At 66.8% G+C, this 21,585-nt stretch carries 18 protein-coding genes; 13 read left to right on the top strand and 5 right to left on the bottom strand.

Annotated features, from left to right (window positions below; genetic code table 11):
• Positions 1-290 precede the first annotated feature (290 nt).
• A complete protein-coding gene (locus Q0Q36_RS09580; RefSeq protein ID WP_293797684.1) occupies positions 291-2,006 on the top strand; it encodes an iron ABC transporter permease in 1,716 nt (571 codons plus the stop codon).
• Positions 2,007-2,008: 2 nt separating this feature from the next.
• Complete coding sequence (locus tag Q0Q36_RS09575) at positions 2,009-3,106, top strand: ABC transporter ATP-binding protein (protein WP_293797683.1); 1,098 nt, start codon at positions 2,009-2,011, stop codon at positions 3,104-3,106.
• A 287-nt stretch (positions 3,107-3,393) separates the two neighbouring features.
• Here Q0Q36_RS09575 and Q0Q36_RS09570 read toward each other — a convergent pair whose 3' ends face one another.
• Genes Q0Q36_RS09570 through Q0Q36_RS09555 form a run of 4 tightly spaced genes read right to left on the bottom strand, consistent with a single transcriptional unit; the run spans position 3,394 to position 8,933 of the window.
• On the bottom strand, positions 3,394-4,998 hold the full coding sequence (locus tag Q0Q36_RS09570) for a hydantoinase B/oxoprolinase family protein (RefSeq protein ID WP_293797681.1): 1,605 nt from the start codon (positions 4,996-4,998) through the stop codon (positions 3,394-3,396).
• Positions 4,998-7,049 carry a hydantoinase/oxoprolinase family protein gene (locus Q0Q36_RS09565; RefSeq protein ID WP_293797679.1) on the bottom strand — a complete coding sequence of 684 codons (2,052 nt, stop codon included), beginning with the start codon at positions 7,047-7,049 and terminating at the stop codon, positions 4,998-5,000. The genes Q0Q36_RS09570 and Q0Q36_RS09565 overlap by 1 nt, the downstream gene beginning before the upstream one ends.
• Positions 7,050-7,064: 15 nt before the next feature.
• Complete coding sequence (locus Q0Q36_RS09560; protein WP_293797678.1) at positions 7,065-7,901, bottom strand: PfkB family carbohydrate kinase; 837 nt, start codon at positions 7,899-7,901, stop codon at positions 7,065-7,067.
• Positions 7,902-7,919: 18 nt separating this feature from the next.
• Positions 7,920-8,933 (bottom strand): SIS domain-containing protein, encoded by a 1,014-nt coding sequence (locus tag Q0Q36_RS09555; RefSeq protein ID WP_293797677.1) that lies wholly within the window; start codon positions 8,931-8,933, stop codon positions 7,920-7,922.
• 215 nt (positions 8,934-9,148) lie between these two features.
• On the opposite strand from Q0Q36_RS09555, the gene Q0Q36_RS09550 reads away from it, so the two are divergent.
• Positions 9,149-9,895, top strand: coding sequence for a GntR family transcriptional regulator (locus tag Q0Q36_RS09550; protein WP_293797676.1), 747 nt, complete (start codon positions 9,149-9,151; stop codon positions 9,893-9,895).
• A gap of 50 nt (positions 9,896-9,945) precedes the next feature.
• A complete protein-coding gene (locus tag Q0Q36_RS09545; RefSeq protein WP_293797674.1) occupies positions 9,946-11,268 on the top strand; it encodes an FAD-binding oxidoreductase in 1,323 nt (440 codons plus the stop codon).
• Positions 11,269-11,332: 64 nt separating this feature from the next.
• Here the strand turns inward: Q0Q36_RS09545 and Q0Q36_RS09540 are convergent, their stop codons facing one another.
• Entirely contained in the window at positions 11,333-12,859 is a 1,527-nt protein-coding gene (locus Q0Q36_RS09540; protein ID WP_293797673.1) for an ABC transporter substrate-binding protein, read from the bottom strand.
• A gap of 405 nt (positions 12,860-13,264) precedes the next feature.
• On the opposite strand from Q0Q36_RS09540, the gene Q0Q36_RS09535 reads away from it, so the two are divergent.
• From Q0Q36_RS09535 to Q0Q36_RS09495, 9 genes are all read left to right on the top strand, one after another.
• Positions 13,265-14,137, top strand: coding sequence for a transporter substrate-binding domain-containing protein (locus tag Q0Q36_RS09535; RefSeq protein ID WP_293797672.1), 873 nt, complete (start codon positions 13,265-13,267; stop codon positions 14,135-14,137).
• Between the two features lie 75 nt (positions 14,138-14,212).
• Complete coding sequence (locus Q0Q36_RS09530; protein ID WP_293797669.1) at positions 14,213-14,881, top strand: amino acid ABC transporter permease; 669 nt, start codon at positions 14,213-14,215, stop codon at positions 14,879-14,881.
• A gap of 4 nt (positions 14,882-14,885) precedes the next feature.
• Positions 14,886-15,521 (top strand): amino acid ABC transporter permease, encoded by a 636-nt coding sequence (locus Q0Q36_RS09525; RefSeq protein WP_293797667.1) that lies wholly within the window; start codon positions 14,886-14,888, stop codon positions 15,519-15,521.
• Between the two features lie 12 nt (positions 15,522-15,533).
• Complete coding sequence (locus Q0Q36_RS09520; RefSeq protein ID WP_293797665.1) at positions 15,534-16,346, top strand: amino acid ABC transporter ATP-binding protein; 813 nt, start codon at positions 15,534-15,536, stop codon at positions 16,344-16,346.
• A 7-nt stretch (positions 16,347-16,353) separates the two neighbouring features.
• Positions 16,354-16,842: a RidA family protein gene (locus tag Q0Q36_RS09515; RefSeq protein ID WP_293797663.1), complete on the top strand. Its 489-nt coding sequence runs from the start codon at positions 16,354-16,356 to the stop codon at positions 16,840-16,842.
• A gap of 62 nt (positions 16,843-16,904) precedes the next feature.
• Entirely contained in the window at positions 16,905-18,104 is a 1,200-nt protein-coding gene (locus tag Q0Q36_RS09510; protein WP_293797662.1) for an aminotransferase class V-fold PLP-dependent enzyme, read from the top strand.
• A gap of 82 nt (positions 18,105-18,186) precedes the next feature.
• Entirely contained in the window at positions 18,187-19,710 is a 1,524-nt protein-coding gene (locus tag Q0Q36_RS09505; RefSeq protein ID WP_293797660.1) for an ABC transporter substrate-binding protein, read from the top strand.
• 60 nt (positions 19,711-19,770) lie between these two features.
• The gene (locus tag Q0Q36_RS09500) at positions 19,771-20,712 is read left to right on the top strand and encodes an ABC transporter permease (RefSeq protein WP_293797659.1); all 942 of its coding nucleotides are present in this window, start codon (positions 19,771-19,773) and stop codon (positions 20,710-20,712) included.
• Positions 20,712-21,584, top strand: a complete 873-nt coding sequence (locus Q0Q36_RS09495; protein ID WP_293797657.1) for an ABC transporter permease — start codon at positions 20,712-20,714, stop codon at positions 21,582-21,584. Before Q0Q36_RS09500 ends, Q0Q36_RS09495 begins: the two co-directional genes overlap by 1 nt.
• Position 21,585: the final 1 nt, after the last annotated feature.

Below are 21,585 nucleotides of genomic sequence, written 5' to 3'. Positions count from 1 at the left end.
AGGTCGAGGCGCAATGGGCGAGCTTCGCCCGCGACAACTACGCCAAGGCCAAGGCCAAGGCGGAAGAGGCTCTGAAGGCGGCGAAGTAAGCGCGCGCCTCATCGTCGTCACGCGGGTCATCCCGTGCGCGCTGCAGCGTGAAACGCTGCGGCGCAGACACGGGACCGTGCGACCAGCAGGCGCCTCTTCCTGAAGCGCCACGAGTAAGCGCCTTTTCCTGACAACGGTCCCGTGTCTGCGCAGCGGCATTTGCATGCCGCAGCGCGCACGGGATGACAGCCCGGCACCCCATGACAGCCATTCCGACCTCGGCTCCCCGCCCCCGTCGCATCGCCGGCACGCCCGGCCAGATCGCGCTGGCGCTGGCGATCGCCGCCTTCCTCCTGATGTTCCTGGTGCTGCCGGTGGCGACGGTGATCTATGTCGCCTTCACCGAGAAGGGCACCTCGACCTTCACGCTGGTGAATTTCTACGATTTCGTCCGCACCGAGCTGTTCATGCGCTCCTTGTGGAACTCGTTCTATGTCTCTGCGATGTCTGTGGTCTGGGCCTCGGTCTTCGCTCTGCCGCTGGCCTATCTGACGACGCGCTTCGTCTTCCGCGGCGCGGCAATCGTCCAGACGCTGGGCTTCCTGCCGCTGATCATGCCGCCCTTCGTCGGTGCGGTGGCGATGCAGCTCTTCTTCGGCCGCAATGGCTCGATCAACCTGCTGCTCGACGACTGGTTCGGCTTTAAGATCGACTTCATGGAGGGGCTGAACGGCGTCATCTTCGTCCAGTCCGTCCATTATTTCCCGTTCATCCTGATCAATCTCTCGGCGGCGCTACGCAATGTCGACCGCGCCATGGAAGAGGCCGCGCAGAATCTCGGCTCGTCGGGCTTCCGACTGTTCCGGCGCATCGTCTTCCCGCTGGCGATGCCGGGCTACCTCGCCGGCGCCTCGCTGGTCTTCGTCAAGGTCTTCGACGATCTCGCAACGCCGCTCCTGCTCAACGTCAAGGACATGCTGGCGCCGCAGGCCTATCTCAGGGTGACCTCGATCGGCATCGCCGACCCGATGGGTTATGTCATCTCGGTCGTGCTGATCATCGCCTCCGTGCTGGCGATGTGGCTCTCGGCGCGAGCGCTAAAGGGCCGCGACTACGCCACGACGCAGCGCGGCGGCGGCGGCCTCGCCAAGCGGGTGATGACGCCGATGGAGGCCGTGTTCGGCTACGGCATCGTCATCCTGATCCTGGCGCTGGTGCTGGCGCCGCATCTGGGCCTGCTGCTGCTTTCCTTCGCCACGATCTGGTCGTTCTCGCCGCTGCCAGATGCCTACACGATCGCGCATTACGGCCGCGTCTTCGGCGAGAGCTCGGTCTACATCAAGAACACGCTGATCTACGCGACGATCGCCGGCGGCATCGACGTCGTGCTCGGCGTGGCCATCGCCTATCTCGTGCTGCGGACCAAACTCATCGGCCGCGAATGGCTCGACTGGATGGCGACCGCCGCGCTCGCCATCCCCGGCGTGGTGCTCGGTATCGGGTATCTCAGGACCTTCTACGGCATAACCCTGCCGGACGGGACGCCGCTCGCCGCGCTCTGGATCACCATCGTCATGGCGCTGGCGATCCGGCGCCTGCCCTATGCGCTGCGCGCCTGCTATGCGGCGCTCCAGCAGATCTCGGTCTCGCTGGAGGAAGCGGCCGAGAATCTGGGAGCCACCAAGGCGCGCACGGTCCGGCGCATCGTCGTGCCGCTGATGGCGGGAGGCATCCTCGCCGGCTTCGTCACCTCGTTCTCGACGGCCGCCGTCGAGCTATCGGCGACGCTGATGCTGGTGCAGTCGAACTCGGACGCGCCGTTGGCGTATGGGCTCTATGTCTTCATGCAGTCGGCGGCGGGGCGCGGCCCCGGTGCCGCCCTCGGCGTCGTCGCGGTGATCCTCGTCGCGGCCTGCACCTTCCTCTCCCACCTCATCATCGAACGCAGCCAGAAGGCCAAGGGAATGGGCCACTGATCATGAACGCGACCGTCTCCCTGACCACGCCCGCCGTCGCCGTCGACATCGAAGGCGTCAACCTGTCCTACGGCACCAACCATGTGCTCAAGGACGTCAACCTGGCGATCAAGCCGGGCGAATTCTTCGCCTTCCTCGGCCCCTCCGGCTGCGGCAAGACCACGCTGCTGCGCCTGATCGCCGGCTTCAACCATGCCGGTACCGGCGAGGTCCGGATCGGCGGCAAGCCGATCACCGACCTGCCGCCGTGGAAGCGCGATGTCGGCATGGTCTTCCAGTCCTATGCGCTGTGGCCGCATATGACGGTGCGCCGCAACGTCGCCTTCGGGCTGGAGGAGCGCGGCGTGAAGCGCGCCGAGGTGGAGCGGCGCGTCGAGGCGGCGCTGGGGCTGGTCGGCCTCGCCCATCTCGCCGAGCGGCGGCCCTCGCAGCTCTCGGGTGGGCAGCAGCAGCGCGTCGCGGTGGCGCGCACCGTCGCAGTCGAACCCAAGGTGCTGCTGCTCGACGAGCCGCTCTCCAATCTCGACGCGAAGATGCGCCTGCAGGTGCGCCGCGAATTGCGCGACCTGCAGCAGCGCCTCGGCCTGACCACGATCTTCGTCACCCATGACCAGGAGGAGGCGAACACGATCTGCGACCGGATCGCCGTGATGAACGACGGCATCGTCCAGCAGGTCGGCACGCCGATGGATCTCTATGAGCGGCCGGCGAACCTGTTCGTCGCCGGCTTCCTTGGCACTGCCAATATCCTCAGCGGCAAGCTCGCAGGCAGCGGCGGGACCCGAGTCTTCGAGATCGAGGGCGGGACGCGGGTGCCGGTGCCGAGCGAGGCGATCGTACCGGAGGGCGCGAAGCTGGTCTTCCGGCCGCAGCATGCCAGTCTGGGCGATGCAGGCCCGGCCGGCGATGAGATGCTGGCCCTGCCCTGCACCGTCGCCAATCGCGAGTTCCTCGGCGCGAGCGTGCGTTATGGCGTGCGGATCGGCACGACGGAAGTGGCGGTGGACGTGCCGTTCCAGTCCGGCAGCGGCTTGTTCGAGGTCGGGAGCGGGGCGACGCTCAGGCTGTCGCCACACGCGCTGCTGTGGTTGGCGGCTTAGGTAGCGCCGCGTTTGGACGTAACTCACCCGTCATTCCGGGGCTTCGCGTCAGCGAAGAGCCTGGAACCCATGAACACAACGTTGCTTCAGTTCGTCATGCTCGCCCTTGTGGCGAGCATCCACGTCTTGAACTCGGCCTGCGACCAGCGAAGACGTGGATGGTCGGGACAAGCCCGACCATGACGGAAAGGTCGTGTTCATGGGTTCCGGGCTCGAGCGCTACGCGCTCGCCCCGGAATGACGGCGTGGTTCTCCCAGAACAAGCAGGAAGTTGGGAGCTCCCAACTTCACCCCCGCTGCTCGGCCTTGTCGCGTGCCCGCGCCTCGGCGCTACGCTCCGCGGCCGGGCCGTAGCCCCCCGCTCCGGGCGTGATGATCTCGACGATCTGGCCCTTTTCCAGAGCGCCGTCGCCCTTGAAGAAGGGCACGACGCCCTCGCTGAAGGCGAAGGAGCCGCCCTGCCCCTCGCCGCCGCCGGCCAAGCCCCAGGGCCGCGAGGTCAGGCGCGAGTTGTCGACATTGAGCCGGCACGGCGCCTCCGCCCGGTAGACGCGGCGCAGGCCCATGCCGCCGCGCTGGCGACCGTCGCCGCCCGAGCCGTCGACCAGCTCGTAGCGCAGCAGGGTCAGCGGATATTCGAGCTCCAGCGCCTCGACCGGCAGGTTCGAGGTGTTGGTCATGTGGACATGGACGCCGTGGAGCCCGTCCTTGTTGATGCGGGCGCCGGAGCCGCCACCGATCGTCTCCAGATAGACCCAGAGCTCGCCGCTGCCCGGCTGCTCGCCAGCGAAGGTCGCGGAAGCGACTGCGCCCGAACAGGCGGCGATCACCCGATCCGGCACGGCCTGAGCAAGCGCGCCATGAATGAGGTCGACCACGCGCTGGCAGGCGGCGATACGGCCGTTGACGGCGGCCGGGTGCACGCAGTTCAACACCGTGCCTTCCGTCGCGGTGACCGTCAGCGGGCGCGCCAACCCGGCATTGGGCGGGATGGTCGGATCGGCCACGGTCTTGACCGCGTAATACACGGTCGAGAGCAGCGCGGTGTAGACCATGTTGAAGCCCGCCCGCATCTGCGGCGGCGAGTCGAAGGCCAGTGTCATCTCCTCGCCCGCGACGGTGATCGCGACCGAGAAGGTCAGGGCCTCGTCGATCTCGGGATTGTCGAAGGAATCCGAGAAGCGATAGGTGCCGTCGGGAATCGAGGCGATGCCGGCGCGCATCTTGCGCTCGGCATAGTCCTGCAAGGCCTTGCCGGCTGCGAGGACGGTGTCGCGGCCATATTTGTCGCAGAGCGCACGCAGCCGCTCGACGCCGAGACGGTTAGCCGCCATCTGGGCGCGGAGGTCGGACAGGCGCTCGCGCGGGACCTGGCAGTTCAGCAGGATCAGTTCCTGCACGTCCTTCATCAGCACGCCGCCGTCATAGAGGCGGATCGGCGGGATGCGCAGGCCCTCCTGGTAGATATGGGCGTGGCCGCGATCGGCGAAATCGGAATGGTGCGCGGTGTTGACCGCCCAGGCGATCATCACGCCCTCGTGGAAGACCGGCTCGGCCAGGACGATGTCGGGCAGGTGCGTACCGCCGCCCTCATAGGCGTCGTTGCCGATGAAGACGTCGCCCGGCTTCATATCCGCGACCGAATGGCGCTTCAGGATATGCGGAATGATGCCGATGAAGGAGCCGAGATGCATCGGGATATGTTCGGCCTGGCAGAGCGTCTGCCCCTCGACGTCGAAGAGCGCGGTCGAGCAGTCGCGGCGCTCCTTGATGTTGGTCGAATAGCTCGCCTTGACCAGGGCCTCGCCCATCTCCTCGGCGATCGAGGCAAAGGAGGAGCCGATGACCTCGACGGTGATCGGGTCGACGCTGACGGATGCGGTCGCGGTCATCACGGCATCTCCAGGATCAGGTTGAGATAGGGCTCGACCGTCGCGGTCATGCCCGGCAGCAGCACGGTGGTCGAATCCATCTGCTCGACGATGGCCGGGCCGGTGAAGCGGTTGCCGGATTTGAGCTTGTCGCGATCGTAGATCGGGCAGGCGACGAAGCCGCCTGCCTCGGGGAACCAGACCTCGCGGCTGCCGATAACGGCGTGGGAGGCGTCCCGTCCGCCATCGGGCTCCGGCCGGAAGGCGGCCTTCGGCACGAGACCGACCGCCTCGACGCGATAGGTCACGAGCTGGACCGCCTCGCCTTCCGCGACGAAGCCGTAGAGGCGCTTGTGGGCTGCGGCGAAGCCCTCGGCCAGCGCCGTGATGGTCGCCGGCGTGATCGGCCCGTCAGGCACGTCGATGGCGAGCTCGTAGTTCTGGCCGTGATAGCGCAGGTCGGCGGTGCGCTTCAGCCGGCGATCGGCCGCGGCGACGCCCTCCTCCGCGAACCAGTGATCCGCCTGTTCCTGCAAGGTGACGAAGATCTCCGCCATGTCGGGAACCAACGCTTCGGACAGCGTCGCGAGCCGCGTCGTGGCGAAATTGGCGCGCAGGTCCGTGAGCAGCAGGCCGAGCGCGCAGCCGATGCCGGGATTGCGGGGCACGACGATGCGCTTCATGTCGAGTTCGCGCGCGAGCCGCGCGGCGTGCAGCGGCCCGGCACCGCCGAATGCGACCAGCGCGTAGTCGCGCGGATCATGCCCGCGCTGGACACTGATGACCCGGATCGCCTTGGCCATGTTGGCGGTGACGACCGAGATGATGCCCTGCGCCGTCGCCATCAGGTCGAGGCCGAGCTCCTCGGCCAACCGGCCGATCGCCTGTTTCGACAGCGCCTGGTCGATCGGCATGCGGCCGCCGAGCAGATGCGTCGGGTTCAGGGTCTGGAGCACGACATTGGCGTCGGTGACGGCGGGCTCGGTCGCGCCGCGCCCATAGCAGACCGGGCCGGGATCGGCGCCGGCCGAACGCGGCCCGACCTTGAGCAAACCGCCGGAATCGATCGCGGCGAGCGAGCCACCGCCGGCGCCGACCGTGTGGATGTCGAGCATCGGCGCCTTGATCGGATAGCCGTGGACATTGGCCTCGGAGGCGAGCTTGGCCTCGCCGTCGTCGAGCAGGGCGACATCCGAGGAGGTGCCGCCCATGTCGAAGGTGATGAGGTTCGCGATGCCGATCATGGCACCGATCGCCTGCGCCGCGACGACGCCGGTCGAGGGACCGGAGAGCACCGTGCGCACCGGCAAACGCGCCGCCATGTCGAAGCCGATGACGCCGCCATTGGACTGCGTCAGATGCGGCACCGCCTTGAGGCCGAGTTCCGTCAGACGGTCGGCGAGGCGGCGGATATAGCCCTGCATGACCGGGCCGAGATAGGCGTTCACGACGGTGGTCGAGATGCGCTCGTATTCGCGGAACTCGGGCGCGACCTCGTGCGAGGCGCAGATGAAGGCCTCGGGAAATTCTTCGGTGACGATCCGCTTGGCGGCTTCCTCATGCTCCGGCCGGACGAAGCCGTAGAGGAAGCCGATGGCGACGGCCTTGACGCCTTCCGCCTTCAGCGCCCGCGCCGCCTGCCGGACGGCCTCCTCGTCGAGCGGGGTCTCGACCGAGCCGTCATGCCGGACGCGCTCGGCAACGCCGAAGCGCAGGTCGCGGGTGACCAGCGGCGGGGCCTTGTCGGCCTGGAGATCGTAGAGGTCCGGCCGCTTCTGCCGGCCGATCTCGATCAGGTCGCGGAAACCCTCGGTGGTGACAAGGCCGGTCTTGACGCCGCGATGCTGGATCAGCGCGTTGGTGCCGACCGTGGTGCCATGGCCGAAATAGGCGATGTCGGCGGGGCTGGCGCCGACGCGCTCGACGCCTTCCTGCGTGCCGCGCGCGATGGCGCGGGAGGGGTCGTCAGGCGTCGAGGGCACCTTCCAGACCGCGACCATGCCGGTTGCGTCCTCGAACAGGCAGACATCGGTGAATGTGCCCCCGGAATCGATCCCGATCCGCCACGCCATCTCTGTCTTCCTCCCTCAGATCACCGGCGCCTCGGCAGGCGCCCACGCGACACCATGGCCGAAGCCGCCCTGATAGCCGCAGACATCAGCCGCATGCTCGGCTCCCGCCGCCAGGGCGGCGGCGACACCGGCTCCGTCGAGTATGGCCAGCAGGCATGCGGCGATGAAACCGTCACCGGCGCCGAGCGTATCCACCACGGATGCAGGGCGGGCCGGCTGCTCGTGAAAGCTGCCGGCCGAGAGCGCCAGCGCCCCCTTCACGCCGCGCGTCGCCACGACCATTCCCGCGCCCCAGCCGATGCAACGCTCCAGCAGGACGCCGCATTCCGCGTCGGAGGCGGAAGGATGCGACAGGAAGGCGATATCGACCGCCGGCAGCGTCGCCGCGAGGTTCTCGTCCGTCCAGCGTTCGGAGAAATCGTAGGACAGGCGCCGGGCCGCGCCGCGAACGGCAGGCAAGGCCTCGCCGAGCTCGCTGTAGATGCTGGAATGGACGAGGTCGAAGCCGGCGATATAAGTGCGGTCTTCGGCGTCGAAGGAGCCCCATTCACCACGCACGCCACGCTCAGAGCGCAGGAATCGTCTGTCCTGCCCCTCATGGCCGATGAAGGCGCGAGCGTTGGGACCGGGCCTGATCCGGCAGCGCGCGATGTCAACGCCTTCCCGCCTCAGCGCGTCGCTCAGAAGCACGCCGGCCTCGTCCGAGCCCAGGCAGCCGAGATAACCCGTTTCCGCTGCGAGGCGCCTCGCCTGCACCGCGACATTGACCGCGTTGCCGCCAGGGAACTGGAGGCCGCGATCGACATAGGTGTCGACCGTGTTGTCGCCCAGCCCCAGCAGCCTCTGTACCATCGCGGCCACTCCCCCGGCTCAGTACGCCACCTTCCACATGTAGCGACGGGTGGTCAGGGGTTGATTGCGCAACACGGAGAGATGCGCCGAGAAGCGCTTGAGCGCCACCTGCAGGACATAGGGCGCCACGATCGCACGGATTTCGGGATCGATGCCCTTCATCGCGTAATCGCGGGAATCATAGTTCATCACGCGCCCGGCATAGGTGTCGCAGAACTTGATGACGCGCTCCATCAGGGGCTGGCTCGGGTCCTCGCCGGTGATCAGGATCATCGGCGTCTGCTTGTCGACGATTTCGAAGGGGCCGTGGAAGAATTCCGCGGCCTCGATCGGGTAGCTGTGCAGCCAGAGCATCTCCATGAGGATGCAGACGCCGAAGACATAGGCCGTGGTGAAGCCCGGCCCCGAGGCAACGTGATAGATGCGGTCATCGCCGGCATAGGTCTCGGCATCAGCCGCAGCGCGGGCCTCGTTCTGCTCGGCCGCGTCGCACATCGCCGCCGGGAGCGCGTCGAGCGAAGCAAGAAGCTTCTCGCCGAGCGACCAGCCTTCCTTGGCCGCCATCAGCCCCCCGATCAACGCCTGCATCAGCATGAACATGGCGGCGAAGGATTCGCTGGTGTCGCCGACGAGGAAATGCCGCGGCACCGCCTGCGCCAGCGGCTTCTCGCCATACTGGCTGAAGGCGATGACCCGGCACGGCTTGTCCTTGAGGAAATGCGCGGCGGCGACGGTCTCCGGCGTCGTGCCGGATTTCGAGGCGAGCAGGACCAAAGTCCGCTCGTTCAGCCGGGGCGGGTCGATCGCCATGAACTCGGCCGGAAAATAGCGGCGCACCTCGATGCCCGGCGAATAGCGCTCCAGCCAGTACTGGATGCCGAGCATCGCGCGGTTGGCCGAGCCGCAGGCGACGAGATAGACGCGGTCTATCCTGGGGGCCAGTTCCTGTCCCAGCGCATAGGCTTTCGGCAGCGCGGCGCGCGTCGGCTCCAGCCCGGACAGGACGGCGTCGCGGTCGAAGGCGATGGACATGAACGGGCTCCCGGACGGGCTTTCAATGGGGCGATGGAATTGGTATACACCAATTCCATATACCAATCACTGTCAAGCCTGTTCCCATGCCGTCCAAACGCCCCTCTCGACCAGTAGCGCTGCGCGACCGTTTCGCCTTAAAGACGAAAAAGGCGCCGCGGCTTGGATTCCGGCTGGGACGCGCGCCGAAAGGCACAGGAATCGAGACGCAAGGCATGTCCAACCCGCTGAAGGGGGTCAAACCGATCTATGTCGAGGTGCAGGACTATGTCCTCGACCTCATCGGTGGACCGGAATACGGCCCCGGCGACCGGATTCCTTCGGAGCGGACGCTAGCCGACGCGCTCGGCATCAATCGCATGACCGTGCGCAAGGCGATCGACCGGCTGGTCGATCGCAATGTGCTGGAACGCAACGGCACCAGCGGCACCCGGATTCCGCTGGTCCAGGTCTCGCGACCGATCGATGCGCCGGCCTCGCTCGGCATCACCCGCATCATCCGCAATGCCGGCGGCGAGCCCGGCAGCAAGCTCCTGCATTTCGGCGAGGAGGGCGCGAGCGAGAGCATCGCCCAGCGGCTCGAAGTGGCATCCGGCAGCACGCTGATCATGGCGCGCCGCCTGCGCAGCGTGAACGACGAAGCCTTCTGCATCGAGACGAGCTATCTGCCGGCCGGGAGCGTGCCCGGTCTCTCGGCCGAGGACCTGCTTTCCGGCCAGTCGCTCTACGAATTGCTGCGGCAGCGCTACGGCATCGAGATCAGCATCCGCGACCGCGAGATCAGCGTCGGCACGGCGACGGAGCGGGAGGCGCAATTGCTCGCGCTGGCGCCGGGCTCGCCGACATTGGTGCTGCGGATCGTGGCGCGCGACGGCGAAGGCCGGCCTGTCGAATACATGCGCTCGGTCAACCATCCCCACCACGTCGTCTTCCGCAGTTCCGCGCCCCCTACCCGCTCCTGAGCGACGTAAGCCGACTTCTCCACCTTCCATCCGCCGCCGGAGCCTTCCTGATGGGCATCACCATCGAAACCATCGAGCCGGACCCGTCCCTTCCGGCCGCAAGCGACGTGGTCGTCATCGGCGGGGGCATCATCGGCATCACCACCGCACTCTTCCTGGCACGCGAGGGCATCTCGGTCACCGTCTGCGAGAAGGGCGAAGTCGGGCATGAGCAGTCCGGGCGCAATTGGGGCTGGGTCCGCGTCATGGGTCGCGACCCGGGCGAGATCCCGCTCGGGCTCGAAAGCATGCGGCTCTGGGAGGATATGGACCGGCTCGTCGGCGGCGATACCGGCTTCACTCGCTCCGGCATCGTCTATGTCGCGGATACCCTGGCGAAGCTCGCCGAGCACGAGGCCTGGCTGGAGCACGCCAAGACCTACCAGCTCGATTCGCGGCTGCTCAGCTCGCGCGAGATCGACGACGTCATCCCGGGCGGAAAGCGCGCCTTCGCAGGGGCGATGTTCACGCCGAGCGATGCCCGCGCCGAACCGCAGAAGGCTGTGCCGGCCATGGCGCGAGCACTGCGCCGCCATGGCGGCACCGTGCTGACGCGCTGCGCGGTGCGCGGCATCGAGACGGCCGGCGGACGCGTCAGCGCCGTCGTCACCGAGCGCGGCCGCATCGCCTGCCAGCGCGTCGTGCTGGCGGGGGGCGCCTGGTCGCGGCTGTTCCTCGGCAATCTCGGCATCGACCTGCCGGCGCTCAAGGTGCTGGGCTCGGTGTTCCGGACCGAGCCGCTCGACGGGCCACCGACCCATGCAGTGGGCGCCTCCGACTTCGCCTTCCGCAAGCGACAGGACGGCGGCTACACGATCGCCCATCGCGGAGCCAGCGTCGCCGAGATCGTGCCGGACAGCTTTCGATTGCTGTTCGACTTCCTGCCGTCCTTTGCCCGGCAGCGCGATGAATTGCGGTTGCGGCTCGGCGAGCGCTTCATCGAGGAGGCACGCCGGAAGACCAGCTGGACGCTCGACGAGGAAACGCCGTTCGAGCGCGCGCGCATCCTCGACCCGAAGCCGTCAGCGCCCATCCTGGAAGAGGCGAAGCGCAACCTGATCGCCGCCTTCCCTGCCTTCGCCAATCTCACGATCAAGGAGAGCTGGGGCGGCCTGATCGACGCGACGCCCGATGCCGTGCCGATCATCGGCGAAGTACCGCGTCTGCCGGGCTTCTTCCTCGCCACCGGATTCTCGGGCCACGGCTTCGGCATCGGCCCCGGTGCCGGCCGGCTGATCGCCGACCTTGTCAGCGGCCGCACGCCGATGATCGATCCCAAGCCCTTCCGGCTGGAGCGCTTTTCGCGACTGGAGCGTACGACGCGCGCGGGGTGAACCAGAGGAAACGGCCCACTTCTCGCGCGAGAAGCGGGCCGTCTGCATTCAACCGCCAGCGCTGCTACGCCAGGGCCGCTTCGTCGAGCGAGTAAGCCGAGAAGAAGTTCGTTCCGCCCGGATAGCATTTGAAGCCGCTGAGGCCCTTCACCATCGCATAGCCTTGCGAACGCCAGGCGAGGCCGACGAGCGGCGCCTGCTCGAGCGCGTATTTCTCCAGCTCGGCATAGATCGCCTTGCGCTTGGCCGGGTCGAACTCAGCGCGGCCCTTGGCGAAGAGGGCGTGCATCTCGGGCGTCGGGATCTGCCAGCTCCGCGCCATGTTGGCGGGTAGATCGCCGTCGATCAGCGGCGCGAGGCCGTCGGGGTCGTTATTGTCGGCCGTGGTGCCCTGCACCATGAAATCGTAGCGCCCCTTGCCGGCCAGATCGACGCGCGCCGCCCAGTCCGGCAGGTTCAGCGTGACCTGGATACCGATCTCGGCGAGATTGGCCTGCACGACCTCGGCGGTCGATTTGTGCATGCCGTATTGCGCGGTCGAGAGCAGCGTGCAGGCGAAGCCGTTGGGCACGCCGGCTTCGGCCATCAGCTTCTTCGCTTTGGCCGGATCGTAGTTCCAGTATTCCGATCGGGCCTTGTCGAAATAGGGGCTGTTCGACGGGATCGGGATGCCCTCGAGCTTGCTGCCGCGTCCGAAGAAAGCGGCCTGCACAATCTCGTCGCGGCGGATGGCATGGGCCACCGCCTGGCGCAAACGCACGTCCTTGAAAGGCCCGGCGCCGCCGTTGAAGTTGAGCCCCATGAAGGGGCCGTCGACCGCGACGAGCCGCAGGCGCGGATCCTTCTCGATGGTGGCCATGGATTGCCAGGGCACATATTCGATCAGGTCGATATCGCCGGCCTGAAGCGCGGCGACGCGCAGGTTCTCGTCGGCATAGGCCACGATCTTGATGCCATCGAGCTTCGGCAGGCCCGGCTTATAGTACTTGTCGAACTTCACGACCTCGATCGAGGCGCCTCGCTCCTGCCCCTTGATCATGAACGGCCCGGCGCCGACGCCGAGCCCGGCCCGCCCCTCGATCGAATCCTTGGCGATGATCGGCATATGCGGGCTGGCGAGCCAGATCGGCAGCGTGACCGTCGGCTGCTTCATGACGATGCGGACCGTGCGGGCATCAGGTGTCTCGATGCGCTCGACGCCACCGAACTCGGCCTTCATGAAGGCGGTGGAACTGGGCGCGGCAACCTGCTCCAGCGTCCATTTCACGTCCTCGGACGTGACCGGCTTGCCGTTCTGGAAGGTGGCTTGGCGCAACTTGAAGACCCAGGCGGTTTCGCCCTCGCGTTGCCAGGACTCCGCTAGCTCCGGCCTGACCTCGCCGTTCTCGTCGAAGCTGGTCAGGCCGCGGAAGATCAGGAGCTTGACGGTCAGCGCCGCGGTGCCGGTATGGAGCCAGGGCTGGAGGCTCGGCGGAAAGCTCGACAGGCCGAAGCGGAGCACCTTGCCGGCGGCTTGCGCATGAGCCCGCAAGCCCAGGAGAGGCAGCGCTGCGCCGGCAGCGAGCACAGTGCGACGAGAGATCGGCTGCATCAAATACCCCTCTCCATTTTTGGCGACCTGAGCGGCCGAAAGGGCAGAATGGTTTGGTGTATACCAACTGTCAATGCTTCCTGCAGATCGTCGGGCGGACAATGTGACCAAACGGCAGCAGCACGCAGAGCGCTTCAGCCGTGTCGGGATTGCTGCCCCCACTATTGCAGCCCGAGAAGCTCAGGCATCACCGCTTCTCCAGCTCTCCTTGGCACCGCATCCGAGGCCTTGCCTTGGCAAGGTCGAGCCAATTTGATGGTGTATACCAAATAATCTGCTGCTGCAGCCGCACGCCGGAATGGGCGCGCCCAACGCTTGACTCCCAAGCGAAAGCCTCTCTAGCATCCCTTACTACAAGATATATTCTGCAATTACGGACTAATCTTGCAAAGAGGGGTACCGCCAATGAGCGAGACGGATGAAGGCAAGAGGCTTCTGCTGAAGGGTGGACTGGTCGGCGGCCTCGCATTGGCTGCCGCGGCCAGTACGGCTCGCGAGGCTGCGGCGCAGTCGGCGCCGAACAGCCTGCTGCGGACGGTGCTGGATCGTGGCAAGCTGATCGTCGGCACGGGCTCCACCAACGCGCCCTGGCATTTCGAGGACGAGAAGGGCCAGCTCGTCGGCATGGACATCACCATGGGCCGGATCCTGGCCAAGGGGCTGTTCGACGATGCCAGCAAGGTCGAGTTCGTCCGGCAGGACGCGGCCCAGCGCATCCCCAACATCAATACCGGCAAGGTCGACATCGTCATCCAGTTCATGACCATGTCGCCGGCCCGTGCACAGCTCATCGCGTTCTCGCGCCCCTATTATGTCGAGGGTATCGCGCTGCTGACCCGCCCGGACAGCGACAAGAAGGGCTTCGACGCGCTGCTCAAGGCCGGCTCCTCGGCCCGCGTCTCGATCCTGCAGAATGTCGATGCCGAGGATTCGGTGAAGAAGGTTCTGCCGCAGGCGACGGTGATGCAGCTCGACAGCCAGGCCAACGTCATCCTGGCGCTCGATTCCAAGCGGGCCGATGCGGCTGCGGTCGATCTCTCCACCGTCTGGTGGCTCGCCAAGCGCCATCCGGACAAATATGCCGATGCCGGCAAGTCCTGGAACACGATGCTCTATGGCGCCGGCATGAAGCAGGGCGACCCGGACTGGGTGCGTTTCGTCAACACCACCTTCGAGATCGCGATCTTCGGCCACCAGAACGAACTCTACGACGCGGCGGTGAAGGACTATTTCGGCGCCGAGCCGCCGCAGCGCCAGCCCGGCCTGCCGCGCTTCTGAGCGTTCCACATTTCGCACAAGGAAGGGCGTGCTCCACGCCCTTCCGTCCCCGATGCCCGGCTGATCCTCGGGACCATGGCGAACTATCATTTCAATTTCGCGATCGTCTGGCGCTATGCTGGCAAGCTGTTCGACGGGCTCTGGCTCAGTCTCGAACTGGCGGCGGCCAGCATCGCGATCGGCATGGCGATCGGCCTCGTACTGGCGCTGATCAGCCTCGATGGCCCCAAATGGGCGCGCCCGCTGATCGCGGCCTATGTCGAATTCGTCCGCAACGTGCCGCTGCTGCTGCTGGTCTATCTGGTGTTCTACGGCATCCCGAGCGCCGTCGACCTGCAATATGACGCGGTCACCTCCTTTGTCGCGACGCTCTCGATCTATTCCGGCGCCTATCTCGTCGAGGTGATGCGGGCCGGGCTGGAGGCCGTGCCGCGCGGGCTGATCGAGGCCGGCAAGGCGATCGGCCTCACCCCCATGAAGGTGCTCTGGCATGTGCGCCTGCCGACCGCGATGCGCATCGCCCTGCCCTCGCTGTCGAACACCTATGTCTCGCTGTTCAAGGACACCTCGATCGCCTCGGCCATCGCCGTGCCCGAGCTCGCCTATGGCATGCGCTGGATCGAGACCCAGACCTTCCGCACGGTCGAGGTCTATCTGCTGGCGACGCCGATCTACCTGATCACCAGCTACGCCATCCTGCTGCTGCTGCGCCTCGCCGAGCGGCGCTATTCCATCGCGCGGTGACGGCATGGCGACGCTGATCCAGACCCTGCCCTTCCTCGTCGACGGCCTGCTGACGACCCTGCTGGTCTCGGCCTGCGTGATCGCGCTGTCGCTGATCGTCGGTTTGCCGCTCGGCTGCGTGCTCGCCTTCGGGCCGCTCTGGGCGCGCGCACCGATCCGGCTCTATGCCGATTTCGTGCGCGGCGTGCCGATCCTCGTGCTGCTCTATTTCGTCTATTACGGCCTGCCGGCGATCAAGCTGAACCTGCCGAGCCTGCTTGCCGCGATCGTGGCGCTGACAGCGTTCAAATCGGCGCAGATCATCGAGATCACGCGCGGCTCGTTCCAGTCGATCCCGACCGGCCAGACCGAAGCCGCCAAGGCGATCGGGCTCACGCTGTTCGACCGCTTCACGCATGTGCTGGCGCCGCAGGCCGTGCGCCGTTTCCTGCCGCCCTTCGTCAACAGCGTCGTCGACACCGTGAAGGGCTCCTCGCTGGTCTCGCTGCTCGGGATCGTCGACCTGATGCTGTCGCTGCAGCAGGTGATCGGGCGCACCCATGTCGCGCTGCCGCTCTATCTCATCGGCGCGCTGATGTATTTCGCCATCAACTTCCCGCTCTCGGCGCTCAGCCGCCGGCTCGAGAAGCGCTTCGTCTGAAAGGAGGCATCCATGGCCGAGACGGATGCCCGTGCTGCCGCCGGGACGCCGGTGATCGCGATCGAGGGCCTGACAAAATCCTTCGGCGCCAATCAGGTGCTGAAGGGCGTCGATCTCAGCGTCGGCAAGGGCGAGGTCGTCGCGATCATCGGCCCCTCCGGCAGCGGCAAGACCACGCTGCTGCGCTGTATCAATTTCCTGGAAGAGTATGACGGCGGCTCGATCCGCATCGATGGCACCGAGGTCGGCTATCGCGACGGCGCGGGCGGCCGCAAGCGCCGCGGCGACCGGGAACTCGCGGCGATCCGCGTCGATGCTGCGATGGTGTTCCAGCAGTTCAATCTGTTCCCGCATCTCACCGCCGCTGAGAACATCATGCTCGGCCTGATGAAATCGCGCGGACGCTCCAAGGCCGAGGCGCGCGCCATCGCCGAGAAATGGCTCGCCCGCGTCGGGCTCGCGGCCAAGGTCGATGCCCTGCCCTCGCAGATGTCGGGCGGCCAGCAGCAGCGCGTCGGCATCGCCCGCGCCGTGGCGATGGAACCGAAGGTGCTGCTGCTCGACGAGATCACCTCCGCGCTCGATCCCGAGCTCGTCGGCGAAGTGCTGGCGGTAGTGCAGGAACTCGCCTCCGAGGGTCGCACCATGATCCTCGTCACCCATGAGATGGCCTTCGCGCAGGAGGTGGCGGATCGCGTCGTCTTCACCGACCAGGGCCGGATCGTCATCGATGCTCCGCCTGCAAAGGTCTTCGGCGAGCAGCCGCACGAACGGCTGCGCTCCTTCCTGTCACGTTTCGCCGGATTCCGTCCCGATCCGGCCTGAGGAACCCATGAACGCAGTCCTGTCCACCTTTCCCGACACCACGCCCTACCAAAGGCTGACGAAGCTCGGCCTCGCGTTGCCCGAATTGCCGCGGCCGATCGGGAATTTCGCCACTCATGTCCAGGAAGGCGGCCTGATCTATCTCTCCGGACAGGGGCCGACGCATGAGGACGGCCGGCTCCATACCGGCAAGGTCGGCCGCGACGTCACGGTCGCCGAGGCCTACGAGCATGCCCGGCTGACCGGGCTCAACCTGCTCGCCGTGCTGCACGAGGCGCTGGGCGATCTCGGCCGTGTCAGGCGCGTCGTCAAGCTGCTCGGCATGGTCAATGCCACCCCGGAATTCAACGACCATCCCGCCGTCATCAATGGCTGCTCCGACCTCTTCGTCGCCGTTTTCGGCGAGGCCGGAAAGCATGCCCGCTCGGCAGTCGGCTTCGGCTCGCTGCCGCGCCAGATCACCGTCGAGATCGAGGCGATCGTCGCCGTGTCCTAGAGCATCAGACTGATGCTCTCACCGGGGCAGATGCCCCGCCCCCCGCTTTCCAGGAGAATATCATGTCTGCTTCCGATATCCGCCCTTCGCTGGGCCTGCGCCCCGTCATCAACGTCTCCGGGACGATGACCTCGCTCGGTGCCTCGATCGTCGTGCCCGAGGCGATCGCGGCGATGACGGCAATCCTGCCGCAGTTTGTCGAGATCGATGATCTCCAGCGCAAGGCCAGCGCCGTGATCGCGCGGCTCTGCGGCAGCGAGGCCGGCTTCGTCACCGCCTCCTGCTCGGCCGGCATCACGCTGGCAATCGCGGGCGCCATGACCGGCGACGATCTCTACGCCGTCGAGCAGTTGCCGGATGCCAGCAACCTCCAGGACGAGGTGGTGATCATGATGGGCCATATGGTCGGCTATGGCGCGCCGGTCGACCAGGCGATCCGGCTCGCGGGGGCGACGCCGGTCGTCGTCGGACAGGCCACCAGCGCTCGTGCCTACCAGCTCGCCGGAGCGATCACGGAGCGGACGGCGGCGGCGCTCTATGTCGTCTCGCATCATACGGTGCAGTACGGGCTCATGCCGCTCGACGAGTTCGCGGCGGTCTGCCACGAGCACGGCGTGCCGGTCATCGTCGACGCGGCCTCCGAATACGACCTGCGCGGCTTTCTCGCGGCCGGTGCCGATATCGTGCTCTATTCCTCGCACAAGTTCCTGGGCGGGCCGACCGGCGGCATCGTCGCCGGGCGCAAGGACATGGTCCGGGCCGCCTATATCCAGAATGGCGGCATCGGCCGCGGCATGAAGATCGGCAAGGAAAGCGTGCTCGGCACGATGGCGGCGCTGGAGGCTTGGGAGAAGCGCGACCATGCCGGCATCAGGGCGCGCGAGCAGCGCGCGCTCGATCTCTGGCTCGCCCGCTTTGCAGAGCGGCCCGGCGTCACCGCCGTGATCGAGCCCGACCCGACCCATAACCCGCTCGACCGGATGAAGCTCTCCATCGATCCCGAGCAGGCGCATATCACCGCATGGGACCTCGCCGACGCGCTGGCGAGCGGCCCGCAGCCGGTGATCGTCCGGGACCATGAGGTCGAGCACGGCTATTTCTATCTCGACCCCTGCAACCTGCATCCGGGCCAGGAGGAAATCGTCGCCGAGCGCATCGTCGCCGAGCTGGAGACGGCGCGGCGCAGCAACACGATCATCGCGAGCCCGCTGATCGAGCGCCGCAACCGGCGTGCCGCCTCGCTGGCGAAATGGCCTGACTAAGCGCCAGCCGCGTTGGCATTGGCAGCGCGGCGACATTCTGTTATTAAGCACTCTAATACATAATAAAAGAATGTGAGGGACCATGAAACGCCTGTTTGGATGCCTGCTCGCCTGCAGCCTGCTCACCGCCCCGTCCCTCGTATCCGCACAGGAGACGGGCGGCATCGCCACGGTCGCGACCGTCGGCGAGCCGCCGACCCTGGACCCGATGGTCTCGACTGCCGACCTCGTCGGGACGATCACCCAGCATGTCTTCGAGACGCTCTACACCTTCGACAAGAGCTGGAAGGTGACGCCGCTGCTCGCGGATGCGCTGCCGACGATCAGCGCGGACGGGAAGCGCTACAGCATCGCGCTCAGGGCGGGCGTGAAATTCCATGACGGCTCAGACCTCACCGCCGAGGACGCCGTCGCCTCGCTGAGGCGTTGGATGAAGCTCGCCTCGCGCGGCAAGCAGGCGGCGGGTTTCATCGATAGCGTCGAGGCCTCCGGGCCGGCTTCGCTCGTCATCACGCTGAAGGAGCCCTACGCGCCGCTGCTTTCGCTGCTCGCCTTCAACAATTCCGCGGCGATCATCATCCCCGCCAAGAAGCAGGACGAGCCGATGAAGGAGTTCATCGGAACCGGCCCCTATATGCTCAAGGAGCGCAAGGCCGACCAGTATATCCAGCTCGTCCGCTTCGCCGGCTACAAGCCGCGCGACGGCGCAGCCGACGGCTATGGCGGGGCGCGGCGTCCGCTGCTGGACGAGGTTCGCTTCGTGCCGGTTCCGGATGCCAATACCCGCGTCGAGGCTTCCGTCTCCGGCCAGTATTCCTATGTCGACGCGATCCCCGTGGAGTCCTTCGACCGGCTCAAGGGCGCAACCTCCCAGCCTGTGGTGCTGAAGCCCTTCGGCTACCCCGTCTTCGTCATGAACACTGCCGAGGGCGCGGCCAAGAATCTCGGCGTCCGTAAGGCGATCCGCACGGCGCTGAGCATGGAGGACATGCTGGCGGCGGCGTTCGGAACCAAGGAGTTCTACGCGCTCGACGGCAATATCTATCCGTCGGAATACGCGTGGAGCACGGATGCCGGCGTCGCCGGGAACTACAATCTCGGCGATGCCGACAAGGCGAAGGCCGCCGCCAAGGCGGCCGGCTACAAGGGCGAGCCGATCCGCATCCTGACCAGCCGTCAGTACGAGTTCCACTACAAGATGGCGCAGGTCGCGGCCGAGTATCTGAAGGCTGCCGGCTTCACCGTCGACCTGCAGGTGGTCGACTGGGCGACGCTGACCCAGCGGCGCACCGACAAGGCGCTCTGGGACATCTACATCACCCATAGCCCGTTCCTGCCGGAGCCGGCGCTGATCGGCTCGCTCTCGACCAGCTCGCCCGGCTGGTGGGACACGCCCGCCCGCAAGGCCGCCGTCGACGCCTTCACCTCCGAGGCCGACCCGGCCAAGCGCGCCGCGCTTTGGGCCAACGTGCAGAAGGTGATCTACGACGAGGTACCCTTCATCAAGATCGGTGACTTCAACGCGCTCTCGGCGAAATCCGCCAAGCTCGACGGCATCGTGCCGGCGCCCTGGCCCTATTTCTGGAACGTCACGCTCAAGAAGTGATCCCCCTCGCTATCCGGCCGCTCGATTGCGGCCGGATAGCGAGCAACGAGAGGTCGCGCCATGCTCGGCTACATCCTGCAACGCCTGTCCGGCATGATCGCGGTCATGCTGCTCGTCGTCACGATCGTCTTCGTGATCGTGCGCGTGACGCCCGGCGACCCCGCCGCGGTGATGCTCGGCCCCGAGGCGACGGCGCATGACGTCGCCGAGCTGCGCACGCGGCTCGGGCTCGATCGCTCGATCCTGTCGCAATACGTGATCTATGTCGGGCAATTGCTGCGCGGCGATCTCGGCCAATCGATCTTCCTGAACATGCCGGTGACCTCGGCGCTGATGGAGCGGGCGGAGCCGACCTTCTTCCTGACGCTGCTCTCGCTCGCGATCGCGAGCGTCATCGCGCTGCCGGTCGGCATCTACGCCGCCTATCGGCGCGGCTCCTTCATCGACCAGGCCGCGACGACGCTCGCCATGCTCGGCGCCAGCATCCCGGGCTTCTGGCTCGGCCTGATCCTCATGCAGATCTTCGCGGTGCGCTTGGGCATCCTGCCTGTCTCCGGCTATGGCGGACCCGATACCAGCCTGCTCGAGCGCATCAAGCACCTGATCCTGCCGGCGGTCGCGCTCGGGCTCGTCTCCTCCGCGCTGGTCATGCGCTTCACCCGCGCCTCGATGCTCGACGTGCTCGGCGACGACTATATCCGCACCGCCCGCGCCAAGGGGCTGGGCGAGCAGAAGGTCGTCCTCAGGCACGCGCTGAAGAATGCGCTGATCCCGATCCTGACCGTGCTCGGCCTCACCGCCGCCGTGCTGATCTCCGGCGCGGTGGTGACCGAGACCGTGTTCGGCCTGCCCGGCGTCGGCAATCTCGTCGTCTCGGCCGTGCTCAGGCGCGACTATCCGGTGATCCAGGGCGCGCTGCTCGTCATCGCGGGCCTGTATGTCCTGATCAATTTCGCGATCGACATGCTCTATCTGCTGGTCGATCCCAGGGTGCGCTACTGATGACCGATCTCGCCCCCGACGCACCGGCGCCGAACCGCGGCCGGACCTTCCTGCGCCACCTGCTGAAGCGCCGCATGGTGGCGATCGGCCTCGCGATCCTGATCGTCTTCGTGCTGCTCGCCGCCTTCGCGCCGCTGCTCGCGCCCTATGCGCCGGGCAAGCTCTCGATCGTCAACCGATTGAAGCCGCCCTCGGCGATCTACTGGTTCGGTACGGACGAGTTCGGCCGGGACATCTTCTCGCGCATGCTCTATGCGGGCCGGCTGTCGCTCTCGGTCGGCGCCGCCGTCGTCGTGCTGTCCTCGCTGATCGGCGTGACGCTCGGGCTGCTCGCCGGCTTCTTCAAGCGGCTGGACACGCCGATCGCGCGCCTGATCGACGCGATGATGGCCTTCCCCGACATCCTGCTCGCGATCGCGCTGGTCGCGGCGCTCGGTCCCTCGCTGATGACGGTGATCATCGCGCTCTCGATCGTCTATGCGCCCAGGCTCGCGCGCATCGTGCGGGCCGCGACGCTGGTGATCCGCGAACTGCCCTATGTCGAGGCGGCGCGCGCCTTCGGCAACCCGACCTTCCGGATCATGGTCCGGCATGTCCTGCCCAACATCGTCTCGCCGATCACGGTGCAGGCCACCTTCATCTTCGCCAGCGCCATGCTGGCCGAGGCCGGGCTCTCCTTCCTCGGGCTCGGCGTCAGCCCGGATATCCCGACCTGGGGCACGATGATCTCGGCAGGGCGGCAATATATCGGCCAGGCCGACTGGATGACCTATTTCCCCGGCCTCGCGATCGTCCTCGCCGTGCTCTCCCTTCAGATGGTGGGCGACGGCCTGCGCGACCTGCTCGATCCGCGCCTGCGGAAGGATCTCTGAC

This window comes from uncultured Allobosea sp. (genome assembly GCF_945957345.1).
Classification (GTDB): Bacteria; Pseudomonadota; Alphaproteobacteria; order Rhizobiales; family Beijerinckiaceae; genus Allobosea.
This window is presented reverse-complemented; position numbering and strand designations above follow the sequence as displayed.